The organism is Corynebacterium sp. CNCTC7651 (assembly GCF_021496665.1).
In the GTDB taxonomy this organism is placed as follows: Bacteria; Actinomycetota; Actinomycetes; order Mycobacteriales; family Mycobacteriaceae; genus Corynebacterium.
On sequence record NZ_CP071246.1, the window covers coordinates 1,054,521 to 1,079,547 of the forward strand.

Below are 25,027 nucleotides of genomic sequence, written 5' to 3' on the forward strand. Positions count from 1 at the left end.
GGTCGGGACCATGCCGCTAATCACCAAGCATGACGCCCTGCTTCTAGACCTTGACGGCACAGTGTGGGCCGGCGGAACCGCTATCCCACATGCCGTGGAGGCCATCAACGCAGCCGGCGTGCCGGCGATGTACATCACCAACAACGCTTCCCGCAGCGCGGAGAGTGTTGCGGAGATGCTGCGCGCGATCGGTCTGCACACGCAGCCGGAGGAAGTACTAACGTCCGCGCACGCCGCGGTGCGGCTTGCGGAGCAGCACCTGGAACCTGGGGATAACGTATTCGTTCTCGGCGCGCAGTCCTTCCGCGACTTGGTTACTGCAGCCGGGTACAACGTTGTGGATAGCGCGGATGATGCTCCGAAGGTTGTCCTCCACGGTCTGAACCCCGACACCGGCTGGCGCGACCTCTCCGAAGCAGCGCTTGCCATCCAGCGCGGCGCGGCTTATCTCGCATCGAATCTGGATACGTCCCTGCCCAGCGAGCGCGGTTTCCTGGTTGGAAACGGCTCGATGGTAGCGGCGATCACGTCCGCTACAGGTGTTGCACCCCAGTCGGCCGGTAAGCCGGAGCCCGCGATGTTCCTGCAGGCCGCACAAACTGCTGGTTCGAAGCGACCTCTCGCAGTGGGGGACCGCCTCGATACCGATATCGCGGGCGCTGTGGGCGCTGGCATCCCGGCCCTCCACGTGGCTACTGGCGTCTCTGGGCCGCTCGCATTGCTTGAGGCGCCGAAATCCATGCGCCCGACCTACGTTGCAGAGGATATGCGGGCTCTCCACGCCGATCCGGAGGAGCTGAAGCCGGGCCGCCAGGGCGGGTTCGGTGCCCGCATAGACGGCAAAGACATCATTCTCAGCCACGGCAACGAGGGCGCTACCAGCATGCAAGCGCTGCGCACGGTGCTGGAGGTTGCGTGGCTCATGCCGGAGCCCCCGGAGCTGGTCCGCCCGAATTCGGACGCGGCGGAGGCTGCGACCGACGGCTGGTGGTAACCGCGGTGAGCGCACCAAAGCCAGGGGATCCTAGGGCTCCCCGCTTTTCGACGGAGGACCTTGCAGACCTTCAGACCAGGTACGAGGCAATTCTCGCCGCGCCGGCGGACACGCTGGCGGAGGAGGCGGACCAGTTGAGTCGCGCGCACGCACTACTTGCGAACGCACTGCAGGGCGGTGGTGCGTGATGGCACCGGGTCGCAGGAGGCTCGACGCGGAGCTGGTGCGGCGCAAAATTGCCCGCTCCCGCGAACAGGCGCAGACCTGGATCAAGGAGGGCCGCGTGGAGGTTGGCGGGTTCACCGCCACCAAACCTGCGACGGTGGTGGAACCGGGTGTCTCCATTAAGGTCAGCGCCTCCGAAGAGGACGAGTGGGCATCCCGCGGCGCCCACAAGCTGCTCGGCGCGCTTGAGGTGTTTGAGGCGGGGGGACTGAGCGTCGGAAAGCGCAGAGCCCTGGATGCGGGAGCCTCCACCGGCGGGTTCACTGACGTGCTGTTGGCGCGGGGTGCGAGTGAGGTTGTCGCCGTCGATGTGGGGTACGGGCAGCTGGTGTGGCGTTTGCAGAACGATGATCGCGTGCTGGTGCTGGACCGGACGAATATCCGCACGCTGACGCCGGAGATGATGGGCGGCCCGGCGGAGTTGATGGTCGGCGATCTAAGCTTCATCTCGTTGAAGCTGGTACTGCCTGCGATTGTGGGATGCATGGCGGACGGGGCTGATCTGCTGCCGATGGTGAAGCCGCAGTTTGAGGTAGGCAAGGATCGCCTTGGCAGCGGCGGCGTCGTACGCTCGCCGGAGTTGCGCGCCGAGGTGACGGCGGATGTGGCGGAGTTCGCGCAGTCCCTCGGGCTCAGCCTGAAGGCGGTCACGGCCTCGCCGCTGCCCGGCCCAAGCGGGAACGTAGAATATTTCCTGTGGCTGGTGAAGGACGGTGGCGCGTCCGCACGCGAGCCGGAAGCGGTGGCCGAGATGGTTGCCGCAGCCGTGAAGGAAGGACCGCAGTAACACAGATGGACGCAACGAATCCGAGAGAAATCCTGCTGGTCCCGCACTTCTACCGGCCGGAGAACATCGCCGCCGCGGCCACCGCCGCCCGCCTGCTGCAGGACGCGGGCATCCGGGTGCGGCTGCTCGCCCAGGGCGTGCCGGGAGAACACAGCCCGATGGAGCATGAACCCGTGCTGGCGGGGCTGGAACGCGTTGAGGCTGGGCCAGATGCTGCCGCCGGCTGCGAGCTTGTCCTGGTGCTGGGCGGGGACGGCACGTTTCTGCGCGCCGCGGGTTACGCCCGCGCCCAGGATCTGCCGGTGCTGGGGATCAACATGGGGCACGTGGGCTTCCTGGCAGAAGGTGAAGCGGAGAGCCTGGAGACCTCTGTCGGCCACGTGATCGCGCGCAGTTACCGCGTGGTAGAGCGCATGACGCTGGACGTTGTGGTGCGTGACGCAGAAGGCAGCGAGCTGGGCCGCGATTGGGCGTTGAATGAATGCAGCGTGGAAAATACGGACCGCACCCAGGTGCTGGATGCAATCCTCGAGGTGGATCTGCGCCCGGTGTCTTCCTTCGGCTGCGACGGTGTGCTGATCTCCACGCCGACGGGCTCCACCGCCTACGCGTTCTCGGCCGGCGGGCCGGTAATGTGGCCCAACCTGGAGGCAATCCTTGTAGTGCCCAACAACGCGCACGCCCTGTTTGCAAAGCCGCTGGTGGTCTCGCCGCGGTCCACCGTTGCGGTTGAATCGGAGCCGACGACTGGCCCCGCTGTTGCCATGATGGATGGTTTTCGCGCGATTGAGGTGCCGCCCGGATCACGCGTGGAAGTCACGCGCGGAGAGCGCGGGGTGAAGTGGGTGCGCCTGGATAACCGCCCATTCACCGATCGCTTGGTGCGCAAGTTCCAGCTCCCTGTTTCCGGTTGGCGCGGGCCAAGGTAAGGCGGTTGCATGCTCGCAGAGATGACAATTTCCAACCTGGGCGTAATCCCGCATGCCTCCGCGGAGTTTTCGCCGGGGTTGACGGTGCTTACGGGTGAAACCGGCGCCGGCAAGACCATGGTGGTAACCGGCCTGCGCCTGCTCACCGGCGGCCGCGCGGATGCGTCGCGGGTGCGCACCGGAGCGCCGGAAGCGCTGGTGGAGGGCGCCTTCAGCACCGAGGGCCTGCGAGAGACCGACCGCGGGCAGGTTTCCGCCATCGCGGAGGAGGCGGGTGCCGCGCCAGATGAAAATGGGGAATTCCTCATCGCGCGCTCCGTGAAGGCAACGGGACGTTCCCGCGCGCATTTAGCCGGCCGCACCGTGCCGGCCGCGACGCTCGGGGAATTCACCTCCCACTTGCTTACCATCCACGGCCAAAACGACCAGCTGCGGTTGATGTCGCCCGACGAGCAGCTGGCGGCGCTGGACCGCTTCGATCCAGCGCTCGGGGAGATCCTCCAGCGCTACCAAGCGGCCTACCGGGAGTGGCGGGCGGCAGCCCGCGAGCTCAAGGAACGTACGACGAAGCGGCAGGAGCTTGCCCAAGAGGCTGACCGGCTGCAGTTCGCCATCGACGAAATCGACGCCGTTTCGCCCGAGGAGGGCGAGGACCAGGAGCTCATCGCCTCTATCAACCGTCTCCAGGATGTGGACGCACTCAGGGAGGCGGCGACCACCGCGTTGGCAGCTATTGACGGTGCTGAGGCGGCCGGCGGGTACGGCGGGGACGAGGAATCCGCGTCCTCGTTGGTTGGCCAGGCCGCCAGCGCACTTGCAGGGTCCAGCGATGCGGCCCTGAAGGAACTGGCTGGCCGGCTCGAGGAAGTATCGGCAGTGCTCGGGGATGCGGCGGTTGAGCTGGGCGGCTATCTTGCCGATCTACCGAGCGACCCGGGTGAGCTCGACCGTCTGCTGCAGCGCCAGCAGGAACTGAAGGCGCTGACGCGCAAGTACGCGCCGGATGCCGCAGGCGTTGTGGCATGGCGGCACAAGGCGGCGAAGCGGCTGGCCAAGATCGATACGTCTGAAGGTGCCGTCGAAAAGCTCAGTGCCCGAGTAGCGGAGCTGGAGAAGGAAGTCGCGGCGAGGGGCAGGGAGCTGAGTGCGGCGCGCGAGGCTGCGGCCAACAACCTTAGCGAAGCCGTGACCGGCGAGCTGCACGGGCTCGCGATGCCGAAGGCGCAGCTTGCCGTCAAGGTGGAGCGCGCGCCGTACGGCCCGCAGGGCGCGGATGCGGTGGAGATCCTCCTCGCGCCCAACGCGGCGCTAGAGGCAAAGCCGTTGGCAACAAGCGCTTCGGGCGGCGAACTTTCGCGCGTGATGCTGGCGCTGGAAGTGATCCTCGCAGGTTCTACAAGCGGCGCCACGCTGGTGTTCGACGAGGTGGATGCCGGTGTGGGCGGCCGCGCGGCGGTGGAGATCGGGCGGAGGTTGGCCAGGCTCGCGGTGCGCAACCAAGTCATTGTGGTCACGCACCTGCCCCAAGTGGCGGCGTACGCGGACGCCCACCTGCACGTGTCCAAACATGTAGGGGATGAGGCTGTGACGTCAGGCGTAGCTCGCCTAGACCCGGAGGGCCGGATTGAGGAGTTGGCGAGGATGATGGCCGGCCTCGACGATTCTGACACGGGCCGTGCGCACGCCACAGAACTCTTTGAGCGGGCGCAGGGCGAAGTGGCCTCGCTGCGGGGCTGGTAGTCCCGCGTCTTTCCGCGCGCCTAACAGTGATATGGCTGGTCAGGGTGCACAATAGCGGGCATGACTGTCTCGGAGAGCAATGTAGGTCAGGTGGATGTGAAAGCTCCGCAGGGGGCTTCCGGCACCTTGCGCGACTGCACTGCGCAGGGCAAAGGCATCTCCCGTCTGGGTTCGGGGGATGTCGCCTTTGTGGACGCGCCTGACATGACCCGTCGCCTAGCGGAGCTGCTCATCGCGGCCCGCCCCGCGGCAGTGGTCAACCTGTCGCGCTTTACTACCGGCGCGGTGCCGAACTACGGGCCGCACTTGCTGCTGGATGCCGGCATACCGCTCTTCGAGGGCGCGGGCAGCGAAATGCGTTCCGCCATCCGCGACGGCAAGAAGGTTCGCATTAGCAGCGGTGGCGAAATCACCGTTGGCAAGAAGGTCGCCGGGCACGCGGCGCCGGTGCACCGCGCCGACGTGGATTCCACCTTTGCTGAAGCGCAGCGCAGCCTGGTGGAGAACATGGAGGCCTACTTCGGCAACACCATCGAGTTCATCCACTCGGAGGCACCGCTGCTTATCGACGGCGTGGGAGCCCCCGAGGTGGGCGACTCCATGCAAGAGCGCAAAGTGCTCATCGTCTCGCCGGCACCGGATACGCGCGAGCGCCTCGCGGGGCTGAAGCACTTCATCCGCGAATTCACACCGGTGATTATCGGCGTGGGCAAGGCTACGGACACCTTGACCGCCATGGGCTATGACCCGGATTTCATCGTGGCCGATCCGACCGAGGTGTCGGCGGAAAACCTCCGCAGCGAAGCCAAGGTAATCCTGCCCGCTGAGACGGACGGGTACGCGCCCGGGCTGGAGCGCATCCAGGACCTCGGCGTCGGAGCGATGACGTTCCCGGCCGCGACCGAATCCGCCACAGACCTGGCAATTCTTCTCGCGCTCTTCCATGATGCGGAGACCATCATCACCGTGGGCGCTCCTGTGGAGCTGGACGCGATCTTCGCCGACCCGGAGCAGGTGGAGCCCGCCGCGCTACTCACCCGCCTGAAAGCCGGGCGCAAGCTGGTGGATTCCACCGTCATTGAAAACCTCTACACCACCAACACCGGCGGTGGTGGCGTGGCGTGGGCGTGGGCCATCCTGGGGCTGATGGTGGCCGCAGCCACCATCGTCCTCATCGTCGGCCTTTCCGGCCCGGCCGCATTCACTCAGAACTTGGTGGACACCTGGGACGCGATCGCCACCGCGGTCCAGGGCTGGGTCTCCTAAGGAGGGCGCAGGATGGCAAACGCAGGACAAGCATCCGGACTCGTTGCGGCGGGCCTCGGCTGGGGCATTGCACTCGGGGTTGCGCTTGGCACCCTCCTCATCGCCCCGGCGATGGGCGGCACGCTTACCGACGATCCCTTGACCCGCCCCGCAGCACCCACACACAGCGCGGAGGGAGGGGGGACCGAAGCTGGCGGCGCCAACTCCTCCGATGCGGAAGCGCAGGCTGAGGAGGCTAACGCACTGCTTGCGGATCAGTCGCAGATGATTGTGGAGGGCGCGCTCACGGACGTACCAGTGACGGTGATTCGCACTGCATCGGCCGATGATGCGGACGCGGCAGCTGTGAGGTGGCTGGCCAACGTCGCAGGTGCCTCCAGCTCGGGCGGGATTATGTTGACGGAGAAGTTCTTCGACCGCGAGGCGGCGGATGAGCTGGCGAGCATCATCGCCACCACACTACCGGCGGGAGCGCAGCTGTCCGTGGAGAACCGTTCCCCGGGCACGCACGCCGGCGAGTCACTTGCGGCGGTTCTGGCGGCCGACCCTGCAACGGGCGATGCCATCGCGCCAACGGGGGACCGCGACCTAGTTCTAGAATCCCTCCAGCACGCCGGGTTCATCGACATCACCCCGCCGGTCGTTCCGGCTGGCGTGATCATCCTCGTGGCTGGCCCGGAGGATGACGATAGCTTTGCTAGCCAGGCGTTGGCCGACTTCGCGGCTGCGCTGGGGGCGAATGCGCGGGTCGTTGTGGCGTCGTCAAGCAATGCCCTCCAAGTGGAAGGCGCGGACACGGTGGGGTACGTGGGTACGGAGGCGGGCCGGATCCGGGCGGTGCTGGCGGCGGCTGAGCTAGCCGGCGGCGAGCAGTAGGGTGGGGCGCATGCACCACGAATTCACCGTTCGAAATTCCGAAATATTGGTCGATGCCCCGATCCTGGCGCTCAGGCGTGACCGGCTGGTCATGCCCGGCGGAAATGAGGCAGACCGCGAGATTGTGGAGCATTTCGGGGCTGTGGCCGTGGTCGCGGTGGACGCGCAGGGGCGCGTGGCCATGGTGGAGCAGTACCGCCACTCCGTTCGCCGCAGGCTCAAGGAGCTGCCCGCGGGCATACTTGATTTCCACGAAGAGGATGCGTTGGCAACGGCGAAGCGCGAGCTGGTTGAAGAAGCTGGCTTGGAGGCTGCCGAGTGGGGGCTGCTGGTGGATCTTGTCACTTCGCCTGGCTTCGCGGAAGAAGCCGTGCGCGTGTACATTGCGCGGGATTTGACCGAGGTGGAGCGCCCGGAAGCCGAGGACGAGGAAGCGGACATGGGCTTTTCCTGGGTGCAGCTGGAGGAGGCGCGGAGCGAGGTGATGCGCGGCGGCATCGTGAACTCCATCGCTGTGGCGGGCATCCTCGCGGCATCGGAGGTCGAGGCGGGCCGTGCAGAGCCGCGCGATGTGGGCGAGCCGTTTGACCTGCGCCCGACGTCGATGGCCAAGCGGCGCAGCGCGCAAGGCGTTGTGCCCGACATGAAGCGGATTCCGCGCGGGGGGCGCGATTAGCCCCGTGGACGCTGCGGCGCTGGCTGCTCGCTGGCACGACCACCTTGTGGTGGAGCGCGGGCTGTCCAATAACACTGTGAGCAACTATGACCGGGATCTGAACCGCTACATCGGCTGGTTGCGCGCCGCCGGCATCACGGATCTCGGGGACGTGACGGCCCAGCACCTCGAGGCGTACGTGGCGGACTTGCGCCGCGGTACCGCGGGTGCGGCGCCGTTGGCCGCATCGTCGGCGGCCCGCGCGCTGGTGGTCGCACGCGGGTTGCACAAGTTCGGAGTGGCGGAGGGCATCCTGCCGGCGGACGTGTCGGCTGACGTCTCCCCGCCGTCCTCGGGCGAGAAGCTCCCGGACACGCTGACCGTTGCGGAAGTTGCGGCGCTGCTGGATGCCTGCTCAGAGGACACACCGGTTGGGCTGCGGGATAAGGCGCTGTTGGAAACGCTCTACGCTACCGGCGCGCGCGTTTCGGAAGTGCTGGCGCTGGTGGTGGACGATGTCGCTGATACCGACGGCATTGTCGCAGTGACCGGGAAGGGCAACAAGCAGCGGTTGGTGCCGCTGGGCTCGCACGCTCGGGCGGCGCTTGAGGCGTATCTGGTGCGTTCGCGCCCGGTGCTTGCGAGGGGGAAGTCCCACGCGTTGTTTCTCAACGCTCGCGGCGGTGCGCTGTCGCGGCAAAGCGCCTGGACAGTGATCAAGCAGGCCGCGGAGCGTGCTGGGCTGGACAAGGAGATCTCACCCCATACGCTGCGCCACTCCTTTGCCACCCACCTGTTAGAGGGCGGCGCGGACGTGCGAACAGTCCAAGAGCTGCTGGGGCACGCCTCCGTAACCACCACTCAGATCTATACCCACGTCACGGCCGAAAGCTTGAGAGAGGTGTGGGCGAGCTCGCATCCGCGCGCGTAGCCTGGCAAACCACGCCCGTGTGTACAGTTGTCGCGTGGTGAACTTCCGTAGAACTGCAGGTGCCGCTGCCGTCGCCTGTCTAACCGTGATCGCGGTGCCGGTGCCCGCCCAGGCGCAATTGCCGGCTGGGCTTGATCCCGCCCAGGTGCAGTCCATGATCCCGTCCCAGGTTTCGGTGCGTGCGGGTGAGACTACCTCGGTTGATGTGGGCGTGCCGGTGGACGTGAACTACCACTCCGGCGGCTGGTCGGTGACGTCGAACGGCACTACCGTGTCCGTGACTGCGCCCGATAGCCCGGGTGCGACTGCAAACGTGCCGGCGAGTGCGCTGGGCTACACCGCCACCATCACGCTTGTAGCAACTGGAGAGGGGAGCAAGGCCGGGGGTCGGGGCGCCGGTCAGCCAGCGGGCGGCCAGGGGAGTGCGGGGCAAGGCGGCCAGCCTGGTCAGGGGGCTGCCGATCAGGCCCCGGCCGACAACGCCGGCCAAGGCGGTAACGGAGCTCAGGCTCCGACAGATGGAGGGGCGAAGCCGGGCGATGCAGGTGCGCCGGGCGCCCCGGGTGCTGCCGGAGCGGCTGGCGCTGCAGCAGTGAGCCATCCGCCCCGCCAAGCAGCCTCCCCGGTGGAAACGTCGGCTGCAAAGCGCTTCTACTTCGACGGCGAGATCAAGGGCAACCAGATTGTGGTCACGGTGCCGCTGTCCAGGGCCGCGGATCTGGTCCAGTACGCGAATACGGACCGCGAGGGTGCCAAGCTGCGTTATGTGGATGTGAACGGCAGGATCATCGAGGGCGTAAAGCGGGACGTGAACATTACTGCCCGCACATTGACGCTGACGTATCCCGAGGGTGAAACACCAGATAACCCGTTCATCATGGAGGTTGTGCGCGACGATACGGCCGCGGAATTCATCGCCGTCATCACCGCCACCAACGCGGCGGTGGAAACTCCTGAATCGGTGGACACCGAGAATCCGTACAGCGATGTCACTGCAGAAGGTCAAGTCGCAGAACCTGACAAGGGCAGCTATCTGTTTCCGATACTTGCAACCGGCGTCGGCATTCTTCTGATAATCGCGCTGGTTATCGCCGGTTTGCGTCGCCGTTCTCATCGTCGCGGGTAGGTCGCGCCCAACTGGGCTGCGCGCGCAGCTCCCACGGAAAATCCCACCGTTGTAAGATGAAAGCGTCAAGCGTGTCGGCATGATCGTCTGAGGGAAGGATCGGCGATGGCGAACAACTCCGCGAGCAATGCGCTGTTCGACGCTGAGGGGCAGAAAACGTTCCTCACCGGGCGGCCACACCGCGAGTTCGCGGCTGCCAAACCACTGGACAAGCACGGTCCCGCCACGATCATCTCGATGGTGAACCAGAAGGGCGGCGTGGGTAAGACCACCTCCACCATCAACCTGGGCGCCGCGCTGGTTGAGCAGGGCAGGCGCGTCCTGCTGGTGGATCTGGACCCGCAGGGTGCGCTCTCCGCCGGCCTTGGTATCCCGCACGATGAAGAGCAGATCACGGTGTACGACCTGCTTTTCGACAACACTGCCAGCGTCCACGGGGCGATCAAGCACTCCAACGTCTCCGGTCTGGATCTCATCCCGGCCAACATCGACCTTTCGGCGGCAGAGATCCAGCTGGTCAATGAGGTGGGGCGCGAGCAGACCCTCGCACGTGCGCTGCGCCCGGTGCGCGGTGAGTACGACTACATCTTTATCGACTGCGGCCCGTCCCTGGGCCTGCTGACCGTCAACGCCCTGGCTGCGTCGCACGGCGTGATCATCCCGATGGAGGGCGAGTACTACTCGCTGCGCGGCCTTGCGCTGCTTACGGACACGGTGGAGAAGGTGCGCGACCGCATCAATTTCGATCTGGACATTGTGGGCATCCTGGTCACCATGTTTGACCGGCGCACCACCCACGCGCGTGAAGTCATGGACCGCGTGGTGGAGGTGTTCGGGGACCGCGTCTTCGACACCGTAATCACCCGCACCGTGCGCTTCCCCGAAACATCTGTCGCCGGAGAGCCAATCACCACCTGGGCCCCGCACTCGCAGGGCGCTGAGCAGTATCGCAGCCTGGCGCTTGAGGTCATGGAACGCACCGAGCGGTGAGGTATGAACAGCCGGAGATCACCGGCTTCACCCTCGTCCTGAACAACTTCGAGGGCCCTTTCGACCTGCTGCTGAGCCTGATCAACTCCAAGAAGCTGGATGTTACTGAGGTGGCGCTGGCGGAGGTGACGGATGAGTTCATCGCCTACACCCGCGCGCTTGGGCAGACGGCGGCCTTGGACGAGGTGACGGAGTTTCTGCTCATCGCCGCAACGCTCTTGGACTTGAAGGCGGCTCGCCTGCTACCGCGGGGCGAGGCCGGAGAGATCGAGGACCTCGAGCTGCTGGAGTCCCGCGACCTTCTCTTCGCTCGCCTGCTGCAGTACCGCGCCTATCAGCAGGTCGCCGCCGAGTTCGCCCGCTGGCAGCTCGATGCCAAACGCCGTTACCCGCGGGCCGTGTCGATGGAGCCGCAGTTCGCCGAGCTCCTCCCACCCGTGTCGCTCGGCCACACACCGGACAGCTTCGCGGAACTCGCCGCCAGTGTGTTCCGCCCTCGTCCCCCTGATGAGGTGCGCACGGACCACGTCCACGACGTGCATGTCTCCGTGCCCGAACAGGCTGGCCGCCTGCTGGACCAGCTCACACGCGCCGGCGAGGGCACGTGGCTCTCCTTCGCCGCGCTAACGCGCGATTGCGGCCAATCGATGGAGGTTGTCGGCCGTTTCCTCGCGTTGCTGGAGCTCTACAAGGCTCAGGCGGTGGAAACGCAGCAGCCGGAAGCCCTCGGCCCCCTCGACGTCGCCTGGACCGGGGCGCAGGTGGATCCCGCCGTAGTGGCCGCCGGCAACTGGGAGTAGGGGGCTTAAGCTTGACGACGATGAATAGACTGCGCTCCCAAATCGAATCCATCCTCTTGGTGGTGGATACGCCCGTGACCGCTGCCGCGTTGGCTGGGGTGCTCGGGGTGGATGAAGGAAGCGTCGAAAAGCACTTGCTCGAGTGGGCGCACGAGCTGGACGCGCGGGGGAGCGGGATTGACCTGCGGCACAGCGCGGAGGGGTGGCGGCTGTATACGCGGCCCGAGAACGCGGACGCGGTGGAGGCGTTTGTGCTGGACGGCGCGCAAACCAAGCTGAGCCGGGCGGCGCTGGAAACGCTCGCCGTGGTGGCGTACCGCCAGCCGGTGACGCGCGCGCAAGTTGCGGGCGTGCGCGGGGTGAATGTGGACGGGGTGATGCGCACGTTGACGCTGCGTGGCCTGATTGCGGAGGTGGATCCGGATGAGTCCACTGGCGCGCACCGGTACGTCACCACGGAACTGTTCTTGGAACTGCTGGGCATCGAGTCCTTGGAGCGGCTGCCGGAGCTCGCGCCGCTGCTGCCGGAGGTCGACGCCATCGAGGATGCCTGGTAATACGTTTCCTGCTGGTAGGATAGTGCGGACAACTTCAGACCCGAGGCAAAGGATGATTTGCATGACTCCACCCGCTCGCCGCGACGGCACACCGGAAAGAGAGAAGGACGAGACGTTCTACATCTCCTACGCGAAGCCGGCGAAGAAGCAACACGTTGAACCCCACCCGCTTGCGGATAACTGGTGGGATGACGATGACGTGAAAGAACGCAAGCAGCACACCGACGGCGTGCGCCTGCAGAAGGTGCTCGCCCAAGCTGGTGTGGCTTCCCGCCGCCACGCAGAGGTGATGATTGATCAGGGGCGCGTCACCGTCAACGGCAAGAAAGTGACCACGCAGGGCACCCGCGTCAACCCGGATGTGGACGTGATCCGCGTGGACGGCACCCGCATCAATGTGAACGAGGAGATGCAGTACTTCGCGTTTAACAAGCCCCGCGGCGTGCACACCACGATGAACGATGAGATGGACCGCATGTCTGTCGGCTCCTACCTCTCGGAGCGCACCGCGTCCGGCCAGCGCCTCTTCCACGTGGGCCGCTTAGATGCGGACACGGAGGGGCTGCTGCTGCTAACCAACGATGGTGAGCTGGCCAACCGGCTGACGCACCCGAAGTACGGCGTGTCCAAGACCTACCTGGCCACCGTGCTGGGCGAGGCGAAGAATGACCTGATCAAGCAGCTGAAAGACGGCATCGAGCTGGATGACGGCATGGCGAAGGCCGATTACGCCCAGATTGTGGACGTGCACAACGGCCAGTCCCTGGTGCGTGTGGAGCTGCACGAGGGCCGCAAGCACATTGTGCGCCGCATGCTCAAGGCGGCCGGCTACCCGGTGCAGCGCCTGGTGCGCACCAAGGTGCACACCGTGCAGCTGGGCGACATGAAGCCGGGCTCCATGCGCGCCCTGAACTCCAGCGAGCTGGCCTCCTTGTACAAGGCGGTGGAGATGTAATGGCGGATCACGCAGACCTTGCAACCATGACGAATATGCCGGACGGCGGCCTGATCCTGGCCGTCGACGGGCCGAGCGGCACCGGCAAATCCACCACCTGCCGCGCGCTGGCGAAGCGCCTGGATGCCAAGTACATCGACACCGGTGCGATGTACCGCGTGGCCACTCTGGCGGTGCTGCGCGCGGGAGTGGACCCGGAGGACACCGCCGCGGTGATTCAGGCGACTGCCGCGCTGCCGCTGACCGTTTCTGATGATCCGGATTCCACCGAGGTACTCTTGGGTGGGGAGGATGTCTCCGGCGAGATCCGCGGGGCCGAGGTCACGCGCAACGTCTCCGCCGTCTCCGCCATCCCGGAGGTGCGGGAAAACCTCGTTGCGCTGCAGCGCGCGCTTGCGCGGGAAGCGCACCGTGCGATTGTAGAAGGGCGCGATATTGGCACCGTCGTCCTCTCGGATGCGCCGGCCAAGGCGTACATGACTGCGTCCGCGGACGTGCGGGCGAAGCGCCGCTACGACCAGGACGTGGCGGCCGGGCGCGAGGCAGACTACGCCACCGTGCTGGCGGACGTGCAGCGCCGCGATGAGCTGGACTCTTCCCGCGCGACGAGTCCACTCAAGCCGGCGGACGACGCCGAAATCATTGACACTTCCGAGATGACGCGTGAGGCCGTGCTTGACGCACTCATCCAGGTGATTGAAAGGAGCGCGCGATGAGCACAACCCCGCGTGACGACGATCGCTTTGACCCCTCCGAACTTCCCGAGACCGAATTTTTCCAACCGGGCATCGACGCCTCCGGGTACGACGAGGTTGAGGTGCAGTACATCGGTGCGGACGATGTGGAGTACTACGAAATCGGCGACGAGGATTTCGACACCGATTTCGACGAGGACGATTTCGGCGAAGCCGACTACGGCGACGGCGAGTTCGAGGGCGACTTCGACGACGATGAATTCGACGAGAACACCGACTGGGAGGAACTCGAGCGCGTCTACGGCATCACCCGCCCCAACGTGGTCGAGGAGGCGCTGCCGACGGTGTCCATCGTCGGCCGCCCGAACGTGGGTAAGTCCACCCTGGTAAACCGTTTCATAGGCCGCCGCGAAGCTGTGGTGGAGGACCACCCCGGCGTGACACGCGACCGCGTGAGCTACCTGGCCGACTGGGGCGGGCGCCGCTTCTGGGTGCAAGACACCGGCGGCTGGGACCCGGACGCGAAGGGCATCCACGCGGCAATCGCCCGCCAGTCTGAGGCCGCGATGGAAACCTCCGACGTGATTGTGATGGTGGTGGATTCCCACACCGGCATCACCGAGACGGACGCGGTGATGGCCCGCAACCTGCAGCGCGCTGACGTGCCGGTGATCCTGGTGGCCAACAAGTTCGAATCCGACTCCCAGTGGGGCGATGTCGCTTCCTTCTACGGACTCGGGTTGGGCGACCCGTGGCCGGTTTCGGCCCTGCACGGCCGCGGCGGCGCGGACGTGTTGGATGAGATTCTGCGCCTCTTCCCGGAAGTCCCGCGCGCCGCGAACTCCATCACCGAGGGACCGCGCCGCGTGGCGCTGGTGGGGCGGCCGAACGTGGGCAAGTCCAGCATGCTGAACAAGCTGTCCAAGTCGGACCGTTCCGTGGTGGATAACGTCGCCGGAACCACCGTAGACCCGGTGGATGAGTTGATCCAGCTCGATGATCAGCTGTGGAAGTTCATCGACACCGCCGGTCTGCGCAAGAAGGTGAAGAACGCGCAGGGGCACGAGTACTATGCGTCGCTTCGCACCCGCGGCACCATCGACGCCGCTGAGGTGTGCGTGGTGGTCATCGATGCCTCCCAGGAGATTTCGGAGCAGGACCAGCGCGTGATATCCATGGTGCTGGACGCCGGTAAAGCAATGGTGATCCTGTTCAACAAGTGGGACTTGATGGATGAGGACCGGCGCTACTACTTCGACCGCGAGTTTGAGCAGAACATCGGCCACCTGGGCTGGGTGACCAAGATCAACGTGTCCGCGGAAACCGGCCGCGGCCTGCACCGCCTGGAGCCGGCCATGCAGCAGGCGTTGGAGAGCTGGGACAAGCGCGTCTCTACCGGCCAGCTGAACAACTGGCTGCGCGATGCGGTTGCTGCGAACCCGCCGCCGATGAAGAACAACCGCCTGCCGAAGATCCTCTTCGCCACCATGGTGACTACCCGCCCGCCAACAATCGTGCTGTTCACGACAGGGTTCCTCGACGCGGCATACCGCCGGTACCTGGAGCGCAAGTTCCGCGAGCAGTTCGGCTACCCCGGCTCGCCCATCCGCATCGCAGTCCGCGTGCGCGAGCGCAACCCGAGGAGGAAGTAGTGGCTATGGATCCCGCCTGCCGCGTGCACGTCCCCGCCTCCTTGGAGGGCACGCCTGGCCCGCACCCTGTGCTGATTGCCCTGCACGGCAAGGGCGATAACGGCATTGACTTTCTCGACGGCACAGGGCTGACGCAAGCCAACGCCATCGTGGCTGCGCCGACCGGGCGCGCGCTCGCCTGGGCACCGGCACCCTATGCCAGTACCACCCTGGAGGAGGACGCCGCGCGTATCGACGCCATCGTTAACAACCTTGTGGCCGAGCACGGCGCGGACCCGGAGCGCGTCTATTTGGCTGGCTTCTCCAACGGGGGCGGCTTGGCGGTGGCGCTCTCCACGGTGCGCGACCGCTTCGCCGGCATAGCCACCTGCTCCGCAGCGGTGCGCGAGACCCCGGACGAGATCGCGTCGGCCGAGCCCGTGGACTACCTGAACATCCACGGCACGTATGACGATGTCGTGCCGTACGCGGGGGATCTGCGCTCCCCGTACTCAGGCGCGGAGCCGGATGTGATCCAAGCGGCGCCCGCCGTCGTCGAGGCGTTCAAGCGCCGCAACGGCGATGCCGCCCGCACGGAGCACCGCCGCGTCGAGGGCATGGGTCACGAGTGGCCGACAGGCCAGTGGGCCGCCCACCGCGGCATCGATGTCACCCGCGAGATCCTGGACTTCTTCGGGCTCTAGGCGTGCGCGGAGCGGGTAGCCCTCCCGCGCCGCCCTACGCCCGGCGGTACAGGAACGCGTCTGTGCGGTAGGGCAACGGGAGCAGCTGCCCCTCCGCAAACCCCAGCCGCTCAAACAGGTACCAGGAGAGGTTCGCTTCCACCTTGGCGCGCGTCGCCTCGTTTGCTCGCAGCCAGTAGGACCGCGTGCGAGCCAGCGCAAACAGGTCATCCGTGGTCGCCGGCTGGATCCACTTGGTTCGCAGTTCGCGCTCGAGCACCCATTGCTTGCCGACGTCCGGATAAAACCCCTCCCGATGCACATCACCCGAGTGGCTGATGCGTGAAAGCCGGAGCACCCACGGGTGCGACACGTCGAGGGTGTTCCAGCACAGCATGAGTGCCCCGCCGAGGCGGACCACGCGGTCCGCCTCGCGGCTGGCTGCCTCCACGTCCACCCAGTGCCAGGTCTGCGCGCAGGTGATGGCCTCGAAGGACGCGTCTGCCACTGGGAGTGCTTCCGCGGTTCCGCGCAGTGCGGGAACGCCCGGGAGTTGCGCCCGCAGGACACGGCACATGTCTGCGGATGGGTCGAGCGCGACTGTGCGGCGACCCTCCTTGACCAGTATCTCCGTAAGTTTGCCGGTGCCTGCGCCCACGTCGAGCACCGACGCGGCACCGTCAATCAATGCGGCGACTTCTGGCGGATAGGTGGGACGGGTGGCGTCGTAAAGCGAAGCCCCCTTCTGGAATGCCCCGGCGGTGTGGGTGCGGGCGGCGTCGTCCCGGAAGCCCGGGCCCTGCCTGCGGCTGGGGCCGATCATGCGCGCTCGAGCTCACGCGGCTGGAAACGTTCGGGTACGCCGGCCTTGCCGTAGGCGAGGCGGCGGTGCACAGCCTCGAAGGGGCCGGGGACGCCGCGGCGCTCCATCGCCCAGGCGGCGAAGAGGGTGACCAGCCAGACTGCGGTGGCGAAGAGCATCTGGCCACCGATGCCCCAGCTGTGGCCGACGCCGAGCATGAACAGCGGGGTGAGGATGAAGAAGAGCACAGTCTGACCAAGGTAGCCACTCAGCGATCGCTTTCCCAGCGCGTTGAATGCGGCCAGCCAGCCCGGGAGCGGCGTGCCCGGCGCGGCGGCGAGGCGGCGTTGGACCGGCCGGAGGGCGAGAATCACCGCGGCCAAGATGCCGGGACCGGCCAGGCGGCCGAATGCCTGGTTGTACAGGAAAAGCCCGATCTCAAGTTCGCGGGGCAGCACCCCCACGGCGGCCAGGCCCCACGGCAGCCCTACGAGCAGGATCACGGCCACCGCGACCCACACCCACACCCACAGTTTGCGGGCGTGTTTGTCTACGTTGCCCATAAGGTCGCTGCGCCCCCACACGAACCCGAGCAGCACCATCGGGAGGATGGAGGGCACGAGGAACGGCTGGCTCCGGAGCGTATTCAGCGAGTGTTCCAGCTGGCCCGCGTAGGTCTCTGGATTCGCAGGCAGCATAAGCGAGTAGTCGAATCGGAAGGCGGTCGGGCCCATGGTCAACAGCACGGTGCCGCCGAGTGCCGTCCACCCGGACCAGAGGAACAGCACGACGCCGGCGATCCACAGGATGGCCCGGTCACTGAGCCCAATCAACAATGCTGTGATCATGCCGCAGATGCCGTAGCCGGTGAGAATGTCGCCCGGGAAGAACAGCAGGTGAATCAGGCCGAAGAGCAGCAGGAACCCGTAGCGGCGCAGCAGCGCCCGGCGCGCGGCCTTGGTGGAGTACCCGCGGCGCAGCAGGCTCGCGGTGACCATGCCGATGCCCACGCCAAGCAGCGTGGAAAACATCGGCAGGCCGCGCACGTGCACGAACATCGCTTGAAACACGATCAGGATCTTGGTCAGCAGACCCATGTCCTCAGGCGCGCCGCCGAAGAACTGGGCGGCCGGCGCGTCCGCGTGTACCAGCCAGTTCGTCGGCGTGTTGGCCAGCGCGATGCCCAGCAGCGCCATGCCGCGCGCCACGTCGGGCGCGATGTAGCGGACCTTCGCCACCGTGCGGGTGGGGGTTTGCGGGGAACTCGGTGCCGTCACACCCCCATTCTCTCCCATCGAGCCGCCCAGCGTGGGCTACTCTGGTTCACCGTGCGCGCGGGATTAAGGGCTTTTTGCTTGACGACGTTCCTTTTGCTCACCCTCCCGCTCACCTCCTGCGCAGACGTCTCAGAGCCCGTCGTGCCCAGCCCTACCACGGTTGTGGTGGAGGATGGGGAGGATCAAGTGAGCGTCGACAAGCTGAGCCCTGCCACGGTGGAGGAGAGGACGCTGGACGTTGGCGGGGTGCGGCGCGGGTACATCCTCTCGCTGCCCGAGGGGGCGCATCAGCGGCAACGGCTGCCGCTGATCATGGTGTTCCACGGGTACAACGAGGATGCGGCGTCGGTGCGGAAGAATTCTAACATGGACCGTGCGGATGCGATCGTGGCGTACCTGGAGGGTGTGGAGAAGGCTTGGGCGCCGGCCCCGTACGCGAAGACGACTGGTGCGCAGGACCTTGCGTTTGTAGACGCGGTTCGTGAGCAATTGGCGGAGGAGTTTTCGGTGGACCGGGCGCGAGTGTTTGCCACCGGGATGTCCAACGGCGGCGGGTTCGCGGCATACGTGGGGTGTCAGCGACCGCAAGATTTCACGGCGGTGGCTTCAGTGGCCGCGGCGTTCTACCAGCGGGTGTCCGAGGGCTGCTCCGCGATCCCGATGAAGCACATCGACTTCCACGGCACTGAGGACCGGGTGATCGAGTACGCGGGCGGCCATCGCCATGACACGGTGTATGACTCCACAGCCGAAATGGTCGAGGAAGGGGCCCAGCGCAACCGGTGCGCTCCGGAACCGGAGGTGACGCAGGTGACCACTGGCATTGTGGAGGAGCGCTGGCTGGATTGCGACGCCGGCATGGAGCACTACCGCATCGAAGGCGGCCCCCACGTGTGGCCCGGCGGCGCGTACGACCAGTCCGGCACCGCCCCCAGCGGCTTTGCCACGAAGCGGCAGCTGGAGTTCTTCGGGGTCGGGGAGCGGTAGGGGTTACTGCTCGTTCACTGATCTCAGCTGAGAAAAACGAAACCCCACGGCGCTACAGCGCTGCGGGGTTAGGTTTTGTGAGTGGATTCGACCTCTAGAATCTCGTCTTCGTCAGGAACCAAGAGGTCGAGTTATCTTGAGGAGGGAAGCTCGGATCCCTAATCTCATCGTCTTCAGCTGCTCCACCCTTAACAGGGCCGATTAGACCAATCGGATTGCCTTGGAAGTCGACCGCCCAGACTGGGCCGCCCGAATCACCCTGGCGGGCCGGAGCTCCGATTACATAGATCAGATTCTCGAGCCCGTTGCTAAAGAATCCCAATCCACAAACTGGCTTCCTAGAGATAGCTCCATACACACAGTGGCGCTGCTTAGAAAGCTTGACATCGGCGGGGTTAAGAATCTTATCCCCCGAGTAGACGTTATTGCCCAACTTGACTCCCGGTTTCAGCCGGATAATGGCAACATCCTTGTTCGGATTACCGCGATATTCCGCGAAACGCTCAGCCCAGTGAGAGTCCGTGGATCGGGCCCGACGGCTCGCGACTACCCCTAGCTGGACTTACCGAGCACCGCGTTCTTGCTGCGGTAGCTAGACAGGGAAGTGACGCACAGGAACGAGCCGACAGAGAGGACGCACAGAGCCGAACCCACGGACGCGATAGACAGGGCGGAGCCCAATGATCCGATCGACATGAAGGATCCGACGGAGCCGATGCTCATGAACGATTCAGAGGACCAGGCGCTGAGGACGGAGTTCTTGGAACGGTAGGAAAGGATGCTCCCGCTGGCATCGCGTTTTCGGGATCTCTTGGCGCTCATATCTTCACGATATGACGCTTTCTCCCTGTTCAGGGTGGAAAAGTGGTGTGGTGTTGCTCCCGCAGATGCCAGAAGGCTTCCTGTGGAAGGCCGCCCATTGAAAACACGAGCAAAGAATGTGGCGCGCTCAACAAAGCCAGGATTACACTCGGCCGCACCCCCAACCGATGAAAGGTTTCTTATGAAAGCACTCACCTGGCAAGGCAAGCGGAATGTGACCGTCGAGGAAGTTCCGGACCCCAAGATCATCGAACCTACTGATGTCATCATCCGCGTCACCTCCACCGCCATCTGTGGTTCTGACCTGCACCTCTACGAGGTTCTCGGCCCCTACATGGACAAGGGCGACGTGATCGGACACGAGCCGATGGGCATCGTCGAGGAGGTCGGCCCCGCAGTCACCAACCTCAAACCGGGCGACCGCGTAGTCATCCCCTTCACCGTCTCTTGCGGCCACTGCTACATGTGCGAGCGCGGCCTTCAGTCTCAGTGCGAGACCACGCAGGTTCGCGAGTACGAAAGCGGCGCCACCCTGCTCGGCTACTCCCGCCTCTACGGCTCGCTGCCCGGCGGTCAGGCCGAGTACCTGCGTGTCCCGCACGCCGACTACGGCCCCATCAAGGTCCCCAACGTCGGCGAGGACGAGCGCTTCCTGTTCCTATCCGACGTTCTTCCTACCGCCTGGCAGGGCGTCAAGTACGCCGATGTCCCTGAAGGCGGCACCCTCGCGGTGCTCGGTCTCGGCCCGATCGGGCAGATGGCTTCGCGCATCGGTGCCCACTTCGGCTACCGCGTTATCGGCGTCGACCCCGTCTCGGAGCGCCGCGACATGGCAGCCCGGCACGGCATCGAGGTCCTCGAGGGCGGCGACGGGGTTGTCGATTTGCTGCGCGAGATGACCGACGGCCGCGGGCCCGACTCCGTCCTCGACGCCGTCGGCATGGAAGCCCACGGCTCTCCCGTCGCCGGCACCGCTCAAGCTGCCGTCGGCCTGCTGCCTCCCGCACTAGGCCGCGCAGCCATGGAAACGGCTGGTGTGGACCGCCTCGGCGCGCTGTACACCGCTATCGATGCGGTGCGACGCGGTGGAACCATCTCACTCAGCGGTGTCTACGGCGGTATGAAGGACCCGATGCCGATGATGACGCTGTTTGACAAGCAGGTGCAGATGCGGATGGGCCAGTGCAACGTGCGCAACTGGACCGATGACATCCTTCCGCTGGTGGACGACCCGTCTGACCCCCTCGGCGTGCTCGACCTGAAGACACACACCGCACCGCTTGACGACGCGCCCGAGATGTACGAGAAGTTCCAGAAGAAGGAAGACGGCTGCATCAAGGTCGTCCTCAAGCCGTAACCAAGGCACAAATAAGGGCCTCCTCGCTGACAGCTTTTCAGTTTCCCGAAAAGGTGTCGGCCAGGGGGCCGTAGCTGTCCCAAAGGACTTTTGTCGGACTGACAGGATTTGAACCTGCGACCCCCACACCCCCAGTGTGGTGCGCTACCAAACTGCGCCACAGCCCGATCGTTCCCAGCGGAGCTGGCAACTCAGTCAGACTACACCAGCCCACTTTCCGAACGGAAACCTGCTGGTGGTTGCAAGCCGACTCGGGGGACGCGGAGATCGCTCGGATGATCGGGGGAGACTGCGCTGTAGGATCTCGCCGGGCTTTTGCAGAAACCCCTCAAAGGGACTGCGGCTTTCCTGTGAACCTCTGTGGCCATCTAGTCGTGTTTGTTAGGTAGCTGTGGCTAGAGCGCGTCGCTCTGCCAGGGTTGTGTAGCCCTTACCTGGGTGTGTGGTGAGCCTTTCGTAGACGAACCAGTCCAGGTGGGTTTCAAGATAGTCCATGAAGTCCTCGGTGCCCATCTTTTCGGAGTTAATTCCGGCGGCGTAGAGCTCCCTTTTGAGCAGGCCGAAGAATCCTTCCACCCTGGCGTTATCGCCGCTTTTGCCGACTCGCGACAACGATGGGATTGCAACCCAGGCGTTGTCGCAGGGTTTGCCCGGGTCGCAGGTGTCGCATGCTGCCTGGTCGTGGGTGGGGTCGGTGAGCATGCCGACCCATTCCGGGTGGCGGTAGGCCCACCCGCGGTCGGAGTGGATGACCGGCTTGGTTCCGGGCTGGAAGGTTGCCAACGCAGCCTCCAGCATGGTGTTCGTCAGCGCGGCGTTCGGGCTGGTGCTCATGGTATAGACGACGGGCAGATTGTCATGGAAGTCGATCAGGGGGCTGAAGAAGACCTTGCCGTCTCGGCAGGCGAACTCAGTGACGTCGGTGCCGAACTTCTCGTTCGGTTTATCGGCGTAGAAGTCGTGAACCAAGTCGGGCTCAAGGGCAGCGCGACGCCTGCGTGCTTCGCGCGAGTAGCCCTGCGAGACAACGACATCTGCGGCCGCTGCTTCATCCAGGTCCCCGATGAGCAGCTTATTCGCCGGCCGGTGGGCGTTTTCTCCTTTGTAGGAGCGGTACCTCATGGCGCGCTTGGACTTCGGGGTGAGGTTTTCTTCGTACATGATGGCGCGTACTGTTTTCTCACCTATCGTCCACCCGTTTTGCCTGCACAGCGCCAAGATCCTGCGGTAGCCGTAGATGCCGTTGCTCGCTTTCGACACCGCGATGACCGCCGCTGCGGCAGCTTTGCGCTTCGACGTCGGGTACTTTAACCGCCGGCACGCATGCTTGTAGGTGCTCGGGTTCAACCCGAAGTGCTCGCAGCTGGCTTTCACTTGATATCCGTGCGCCCGGAGTCGCTGAACAGCTTGAGCGACGACCACGCTGTCGAACGTCTCCGGGCTGGGGCTTTTCCCTCCGACTCCATCGCAGCCTCGAACAAGGCCCTATCCGCAAGCCGTAAAAACCGCTCGTGGCGCAACATCGCTTTAAGCTCTTCGGGATCATCCGGCAACGCAGCATCATCGAGCTGCGTCACGTGCTGCTCACTGGCAATCTTGGCAGCCTTAGCGCTAGACGGCTTGGAAGCTTGCGGCGATGCGCTTTTGCGCGGGCGGCGTTTATGTTGTTCCACACGCCACAGTGTCGCCTGCTCTAGCTGCTCAGGGCTCATCCCACGCCGCGTCTCTTCTTCAGGAGCGAAACTGCGGACCCAAATCGACAACGTAGCCGGCGACACACCAACTTGCCGGCTCATCTCCCGCAGCGACCCCGGTGAGGTCAATGCCGCCCGCACCGCTGCGGCGATCTCACTCGGGCTGCGCCGGCGATGATCCACCTCAACACCGTGCTCAGCATCAACTGCCCACCGCCAAATCGACGCCGCCGAGGGAACAGGATCGACACCTTCCTCACGCAAACGGGCGCGTACCTGCTGCGGCTCTAGACCCTTGCCGTAAAGCTCGACGGCACGCTCACGAACCGCCAACGGATAACTCATCTGGAACTCCTCACCGATGGCCGACGGTTCACAGGAAAGCTTCAGTCCCAAAAATGGCCATTCTGCAGAAGTCCGGTGAGATCGTACAGGCAGCGGCCAAAACGGCGGATAAACCAGCGGCCAAAACCATGAGGGGCAGGCGTTAGCCACGGAGGTCCGGTAGACGCGAGGCGAGAGCGACTTACCGAACAACCCCGTCGAGGTAGAGCCACTGCCCGGCACGCTTTACAAAGCGGGAGCGTTCCCGTTGCACTCCGCCGGAGTAGAAGGCGGCGAACTCGACAACGCCTTCGGTATCCAGCAGGCCACCGCCAGCCGTATCCAGAATCACCAGCCTGGTGAAAGGCTCACCCGCCGGATCGATCTCGAGCGAGGAGGGGCGAGTCTCGGGTGCCCAGGTCGCGCTCACGTACTCGCCGTCGCCCATCACAAAGGCGGAATAGCGCGAGCGCATGAGGGCTTCAGCCGTCGGGGCGCCGGCAGCGGTACCACCCGCGCGCAGTCCCGCGTGGTACTTCCCGCAGCACTGCTCGTACGCCAAACCCCACCCGCACGGGCAGGGGTCTGGCTCGCGAACCTTCACCAGCTACTTCCCGGCGCGCGCCTTGCGCTCGCGCTTGCCGACCAGATTGCCGGCGGCAACGTGGGCCTTGCCGGCTGCCTTGTTTGCGGCGCGGCGTTCGGCCACGGATGCCACAGCAACCGTCGTCTCGATCTGGTTCGCCGCAACGTACCCGTCGACCGTCGACGCTGCGCCGGCTGCACGCAGCGTCTCCGCCTGCTCGTCGGTGAGGTCGCCGTACAGCGTGATTTCCCGGACGAATTCGTTGCCTTGGCCGTGTGTGATTTCAATTCGAACGTCGTCAAGCGGCATGCCCTTGGCCGCCTCGCGCACGGCTTGGGAGGAGCTGGCAGCCAGCGCGGACATGTACAGGCCGGTGGAGGTGACACCCTGGCCCTTGCCGCCGGCGTTCTTCGCGCGGTCCGTGGTGATCGCGGTGTTGGAGGTGCGCACCACGTCGCCGTACTTGGTGCCGCGGGCGGCGTAGCTGATGGCGTTGGAATCGCCCGTCTCCTCCGGCACGAACTCCGGGACGATGTACTGCTGGGCCCAGGAGCCGATGATGTCCGCAGCGCGCTGCGCGGTGCCGGAGCGGGTGAGCAGGTGGTCCGCCTTGTCCAGCGCCATGAGGGACTTGGGGTAGCGGGTGAGCTGGAAGATGGTCTGGGCGTTGTCGATGCCCACCGTGACGTCAATGGGGGAGTGCACCAGAAGCAGCGGTTTGCGCATGGTGGGCAGGTAGGTCTCCGGGTTGGTTACGGCCAGATCCTCGAGGAACTCGCGCGAGATCACCAGCTCGCGCCCGCCGAGGATCACGGGGACGGAGCCGTTCGCGTCAGCCTCGCCGATCTTGTCTGCGTAGTGCAGCACGGAGTGCGCCGGGTCGAACGGCGCGCCCACAGTGGCTACGCACTTCACCATGTCTTTGAGCTCGGGGCGCGTCGCGGCCTTCAACGTGGCGGCGCCGCCGAGGGAGTGGCCCATGATCAGCTGCGGTGCCGTGAAGTGCTCCTCCATCCACTGCGCCACCGCCACAATGTCATCCACGTTCTGGGAGAACGTGGTGTCTTTGAACTCGCCCTCGGACTGGCCAAGACCGGGGAAGTCGAAGCGCAGGGTGGCAATACCGTGCTCCGTCAGCCGCTTCGAGATGCGCGATGCACCCGGCGTGTGGCGGGAGCCGGCGAAGCAGTGGGCGAAGATGGCGTAGGCCTGCGCGGGGGATTCTGGGCGGTCAATCGTGGCGGCCAGCATCTTTCCTGTGGAAGACGGGACCTTGACGTTCAGCGACTGCATGCCCACAACAATAAAGCACCTCCCGCCCCGCCCGCCGAGGGAGTC

Annotated in this window: 25 protein-coding genes and 1 tRNA gene; 18 read left to right on the forward strand and 8 right to left on the reverse strand. The window is 65.4% G+C overall.

The window, feature by feature from the left end; translation table 11 throughout:
• Positions 1–10 precede the first annotated feature (10 nt).
• The 16 genes from JZY91_RS05075 to JZY91_RS05150 all read left to right on the forward strand — a co-directional run bounded on the left by JZY91_RS05075 (position 11) and on the right by JZY91_RS05150 (position 15,861).
• Positions 11–994 carry an HAD-IIA family hydrolase gene (locus JZY91_RS05075; protein ID WP_234948854.1) on the forward strand — a complete coding sequence of 328 codons (984 nt, stop codon included), beginning with the start codon at positions 11–13 and terminating at the stop codon, positions 992–994.
• Positions 995–1,181: 187 nt separating this feature from the next.
• Positions 1,182–2,006, forward strand: coding sequence for a TlyA family RNA methyltransferase (locus JZY91_RS05080; RefSeq protein ID WP_234949057.1), 825 nt, complete (start codon positions 1,182–1,184; stop codon positions 2,004–2,006).
• A 5-nt stretch (positions 2,007–2,011) separates the two neighbouring features.
• Complete coding sequence (locus JZY91_RS05085; protein ID WP_234948855.1) at positions 2,012–2,935, forward strand: NAD kinase; 924 nt, start codon at positions 2,012–2,014, stop codon at positions 2,933–2,935.
• Between the two features lie 9 nt (positions 2,936–2,944).
• Positions 2,945–4,675 (forward strand): DNA repair protein RecN, encoded by a 1,731-nt coding sequence (recN, locus tag JZY91_RS05090; RefSeq protein WP_234948856.1) that lies wholly within the window; start codon positions 2,945–2,947, stop codon positions 4,673–4,675.
• Positions 4,676–4,735: 60 nt separating this feature from the next.
• The gene (steA, locus tag JZY91_RS05095; protein WP_234948857.1) at positions 4,736–5,941 is read left to right on the forward strand and encodes a putative cytokinetic ring protein SteA; all 1,206 of its coding nucleotides are present in this window, start codon (positions 4,736–4,738) and stop codon (positions 5,939–5,941) included.
• 12 nt (positions 5,942–5,953) lie between these two features.
• Positions 5,954–6,817 (forward strand): copper transporter, encoded by an 864-nt coding sequence (locus JZY91_RS05100; RefSeq protein ID WP_234948858.1) that lies wholly within the window; start codon positions 5,954–5,956, stop codon positions 6,815–6,817.
• A gap of 10 nt (positions 6,818–6,827) precedes the next feature.
• Positions 6,828–7,493 (forward strand): NUDIX domain-containing protein, encoded by a 666-nt coding sequence (locus JZY91_RS05105; protein WP_234948859.1) that lies wholly within the window; start codon positions 6,828–6,830, stop codon positions 7,491–7,493.
• A gap of 4 nt (positions 7,494–7,497) precedes the next feature.
• Positions 7,498–8,403 carry a site-specific tyrosine recombinase XerD gene (gene xerD / locus JZY91_RS05110; protein ID WP_234948860.1) on the forward strand — a complete coding sequence of 302 codons (906 nt, stop codon included), beginning with the start codon at positions 7,498–7,500 and terminating at the stop codon, positions 8,401–8,403.
• 34 nt (positions 8,404–8,437) lie between these two features.
• Positions 8,438–9,529: a hypothetical protein gene (locus JZY91_RS05115; protein ID WP_234948861.1), complete on the forward strand. Its 1,092-nt coding sequence runs from the start codon at positions 8,438–8,440 to the stop codon at positions 9,527–9,529.
• 105 nt (positions 9,530–9,634) lie between these two features.
• Positions 9,635–10,519 carry a ParA family protein gene (locus JZY91_RS05120; RefSeq protein WP_234948862.1) on the forward strand — a complete coding sequence of 295 codons (885 nt, stop codon included), beginning with the start codon at positions 9,635–9,637 and terminating at the stop codon, positions 10,517–10,519.
• Positions 10,516–11,319: a ScpA family protein gene (locus JZY91_RS05125; protein WP_234948863.1), complete on the forward strand. Its 804-nt coding sequence runs from the start codon at positions 10,516–10,518 to the stop codon at positions 11,317–11,319. Before JZY91_RS05120 ends, JZY91_RS05125 begins: the two co-directional genes overlap by 4 nt.
• Positions 11,320–11,339: 20 nt before the next feature.
• Positions 11,340–11,876: an SMC-Scp complex subunit ScpB gene (gene scpB / locus JZY91_RS05130; protein ID WP_234948864.1), complete on the forward strand. Its 537-nt coding sequence runs from the start codon at positions 11,340–11,342 to the stop codon at positions 11,874–11,876.
• Positions 11,877–11,937: 61 nt separating this feature from the next.
• Positions 11,938–12,831, forward strand: coding sequence for a pseudouridine synthase (locus JZY91_RS05135; protein WP_234948865.1), 894 nt, complete (start codon positions 11,938–11,940; stop codon positions 12,829–12,831).
• Positions 12,831–13,547: a (d)CMP kinase gene (cmk, locus tag JZY91_RS05140; protein WP_234948866.1), complete on the forward strand. Its 717-nt coding sequence runs from the start codon at positions 12,831–12,833 to the stop codon at positions 13,545–13,547. Before JZY91_RS05135 ends, cmk begins: the two co-directional genes overlap by 1 nt.
• Positions 13,544–15,178 (forward strand): ribosome biogenesis GTPase Der, encoded by a 1,635-nt coding sequence (der, locus tag JZY91_RS05145; protein WP_234948867.1) that lies wholly within the window; start codon positions 13,544–13,546, stop codon positions 15,176–15,178. Before cmk ends, der begins: the two co-directional genes overlap by 4 nt.
• Positions 15,179–15,183: 5 nt before the next feature.
• The gene (locus JZY91_RS05150) at positions 15,184–15,861 is read left to right on the forward strand and encodes a PHB depolymerase family esterase (RefSeq protein ID WP_234949058.1); all 678 of its coding nucleotides are present in this window, start codon (positions 15,184–15,186) and stop codon (positions 15,859–15,861) included.
• Positions 15,862–15,895: 34 nt separating this feature from the next.
• Here the strand turns inward: JZY91_RS05150 and JZY91_RS05155 are convergent, their stop codons facing one another.
• Positions 15,896–16,663: a class I SAM-dependent methyltransferase gene (locus JZY91_RS05155; protein WP_234948868.1), complete on the reverse strand. Its 768-nt coding sequence runs from the start codon at positions 16,661–16,663 to the stop codon at positions 15,896–15,898.
• A complete protein-coding gene (locus tag JZY91_RS05160; RefSeq protein WP_234948869.1) occupies positions 16,660–17,919 on the reverse strand; it encodes a DUF418 domain-containing protein in 1,260 nt (419 codons plus the stop codon). The genes JZY91_RS05155 and JZY91_RS05160 overlap by 4 nt, the downstream gene beginning before the upstream one ends.
• A gap of 78 nt (positions 17,920–17,997) precedes the next feature.
• Between JZY91_RS05160 and JZY91_RS05165 the strand changes: the two genes are divergently transcribed.
• Positions 17,998–18,906, forward strand: coding sequence for a PHB depolymerase family esterase (locus JZY91_RS05165; protein ID WP_234948870.1), 909 nt, complete (start codon positions 17,998–18,000; stop codon positions 18,904–18,906).
• A 552-nt stretch (positions 18,907–19,458) separates the two neighbouring features.
• Here JZY91_RS05165 and JZY91_RS05170 read toward each other — a convergent pair.
• Positions 19,459–19,728, reverse strand: coding sequence for a hypothetical protein (locus JZY91_RS05170; protein WP_234948871.1), 270 nt, complete (start codon positions 19,726–19,728; stop codon positions 19,459–19,461).
• A gap of 181 nt (positions 19,729–19,909) precedes the next feature.
• Between JZY91_RS05170 and JZY91_RS05175 the strand changes: the two genes are divergently transcribed.
• Positions 19,910–21,085: a zinc-dependent alcohol dehydrogenase gene (locus JZY91_RS05175; protein WP_234948872.1), complete on the forward strand. Its 1,176-nt coding sequence runs from the start codon at positions 19,910–19,912 to the stop codon at positions 21,083–21,085.
• A 93-nt stretch (positions 21,086–21,178) separates the two neighbouring features.
• On the opposite strand, the gene JZY91_RS05180 is transcribed toward JZY91_RS05175, so the two are convergent.
• The 5 genes from JZY91_RS05180 to JZY91_RS05200 form a co-directional block, all read right to left on the reverse strand.
• Positions 21,179–21,252, reverse strand: a tRNA-Pro gene (locus JZY91_RS05180).
• Positions 21,253–21,466: 214 nt separating this feature from the next.
• Positions 21,467–22,459 (reverse strand): DDE-type integrase/transposase/recombinase, encoded by a 993-nt coding sequence (locus tag JZY91_RS05185; protein WP_234947611.1) that lies wholly within the window; start codon positions 22,457–22,459, stop codon positions 21,467–21,469.
• A complete protein-coding gene (locus JZY91_RS05190; protein WP_234947725.1) occupies positions 22,456–23,124 on the reverse strand; it encodes a transposase in 669 nt (222 codons plus the stop codon). Before JZY91_RS05190 ends, JZY91_RS05185 begins: the two co-directional genes overlap by 4 nt.
• A 181-nt stretch (positions 23,125–23,305) precedes the next feature.
• The gene (locus tag JZY91_RS05195) at positions 23,306–23,665 is read right to left on the reverse strand and encodes a YchJ family protein (protein WP_234948873.1); all 360 of its coding nucleotides are present in this window, start codon (positions 23,663–23,665) and stop codon (positions 23,306–23,308) included.
• 45 nt (positions 23,666–23,710) lie between these two features.
• Positions 23,711–24,982, reverse strand: coding sequence for an alpha/beta fold hydrolase (locus tag JZY91_RS05200; protein WP_234948874.1), 1,272 nt, complete (start codon positions 24,980–24,982; stop codon positions 23,711–23,713).
• Positions 24,983–25,027 lie beyond the last annotated feature (45 nt).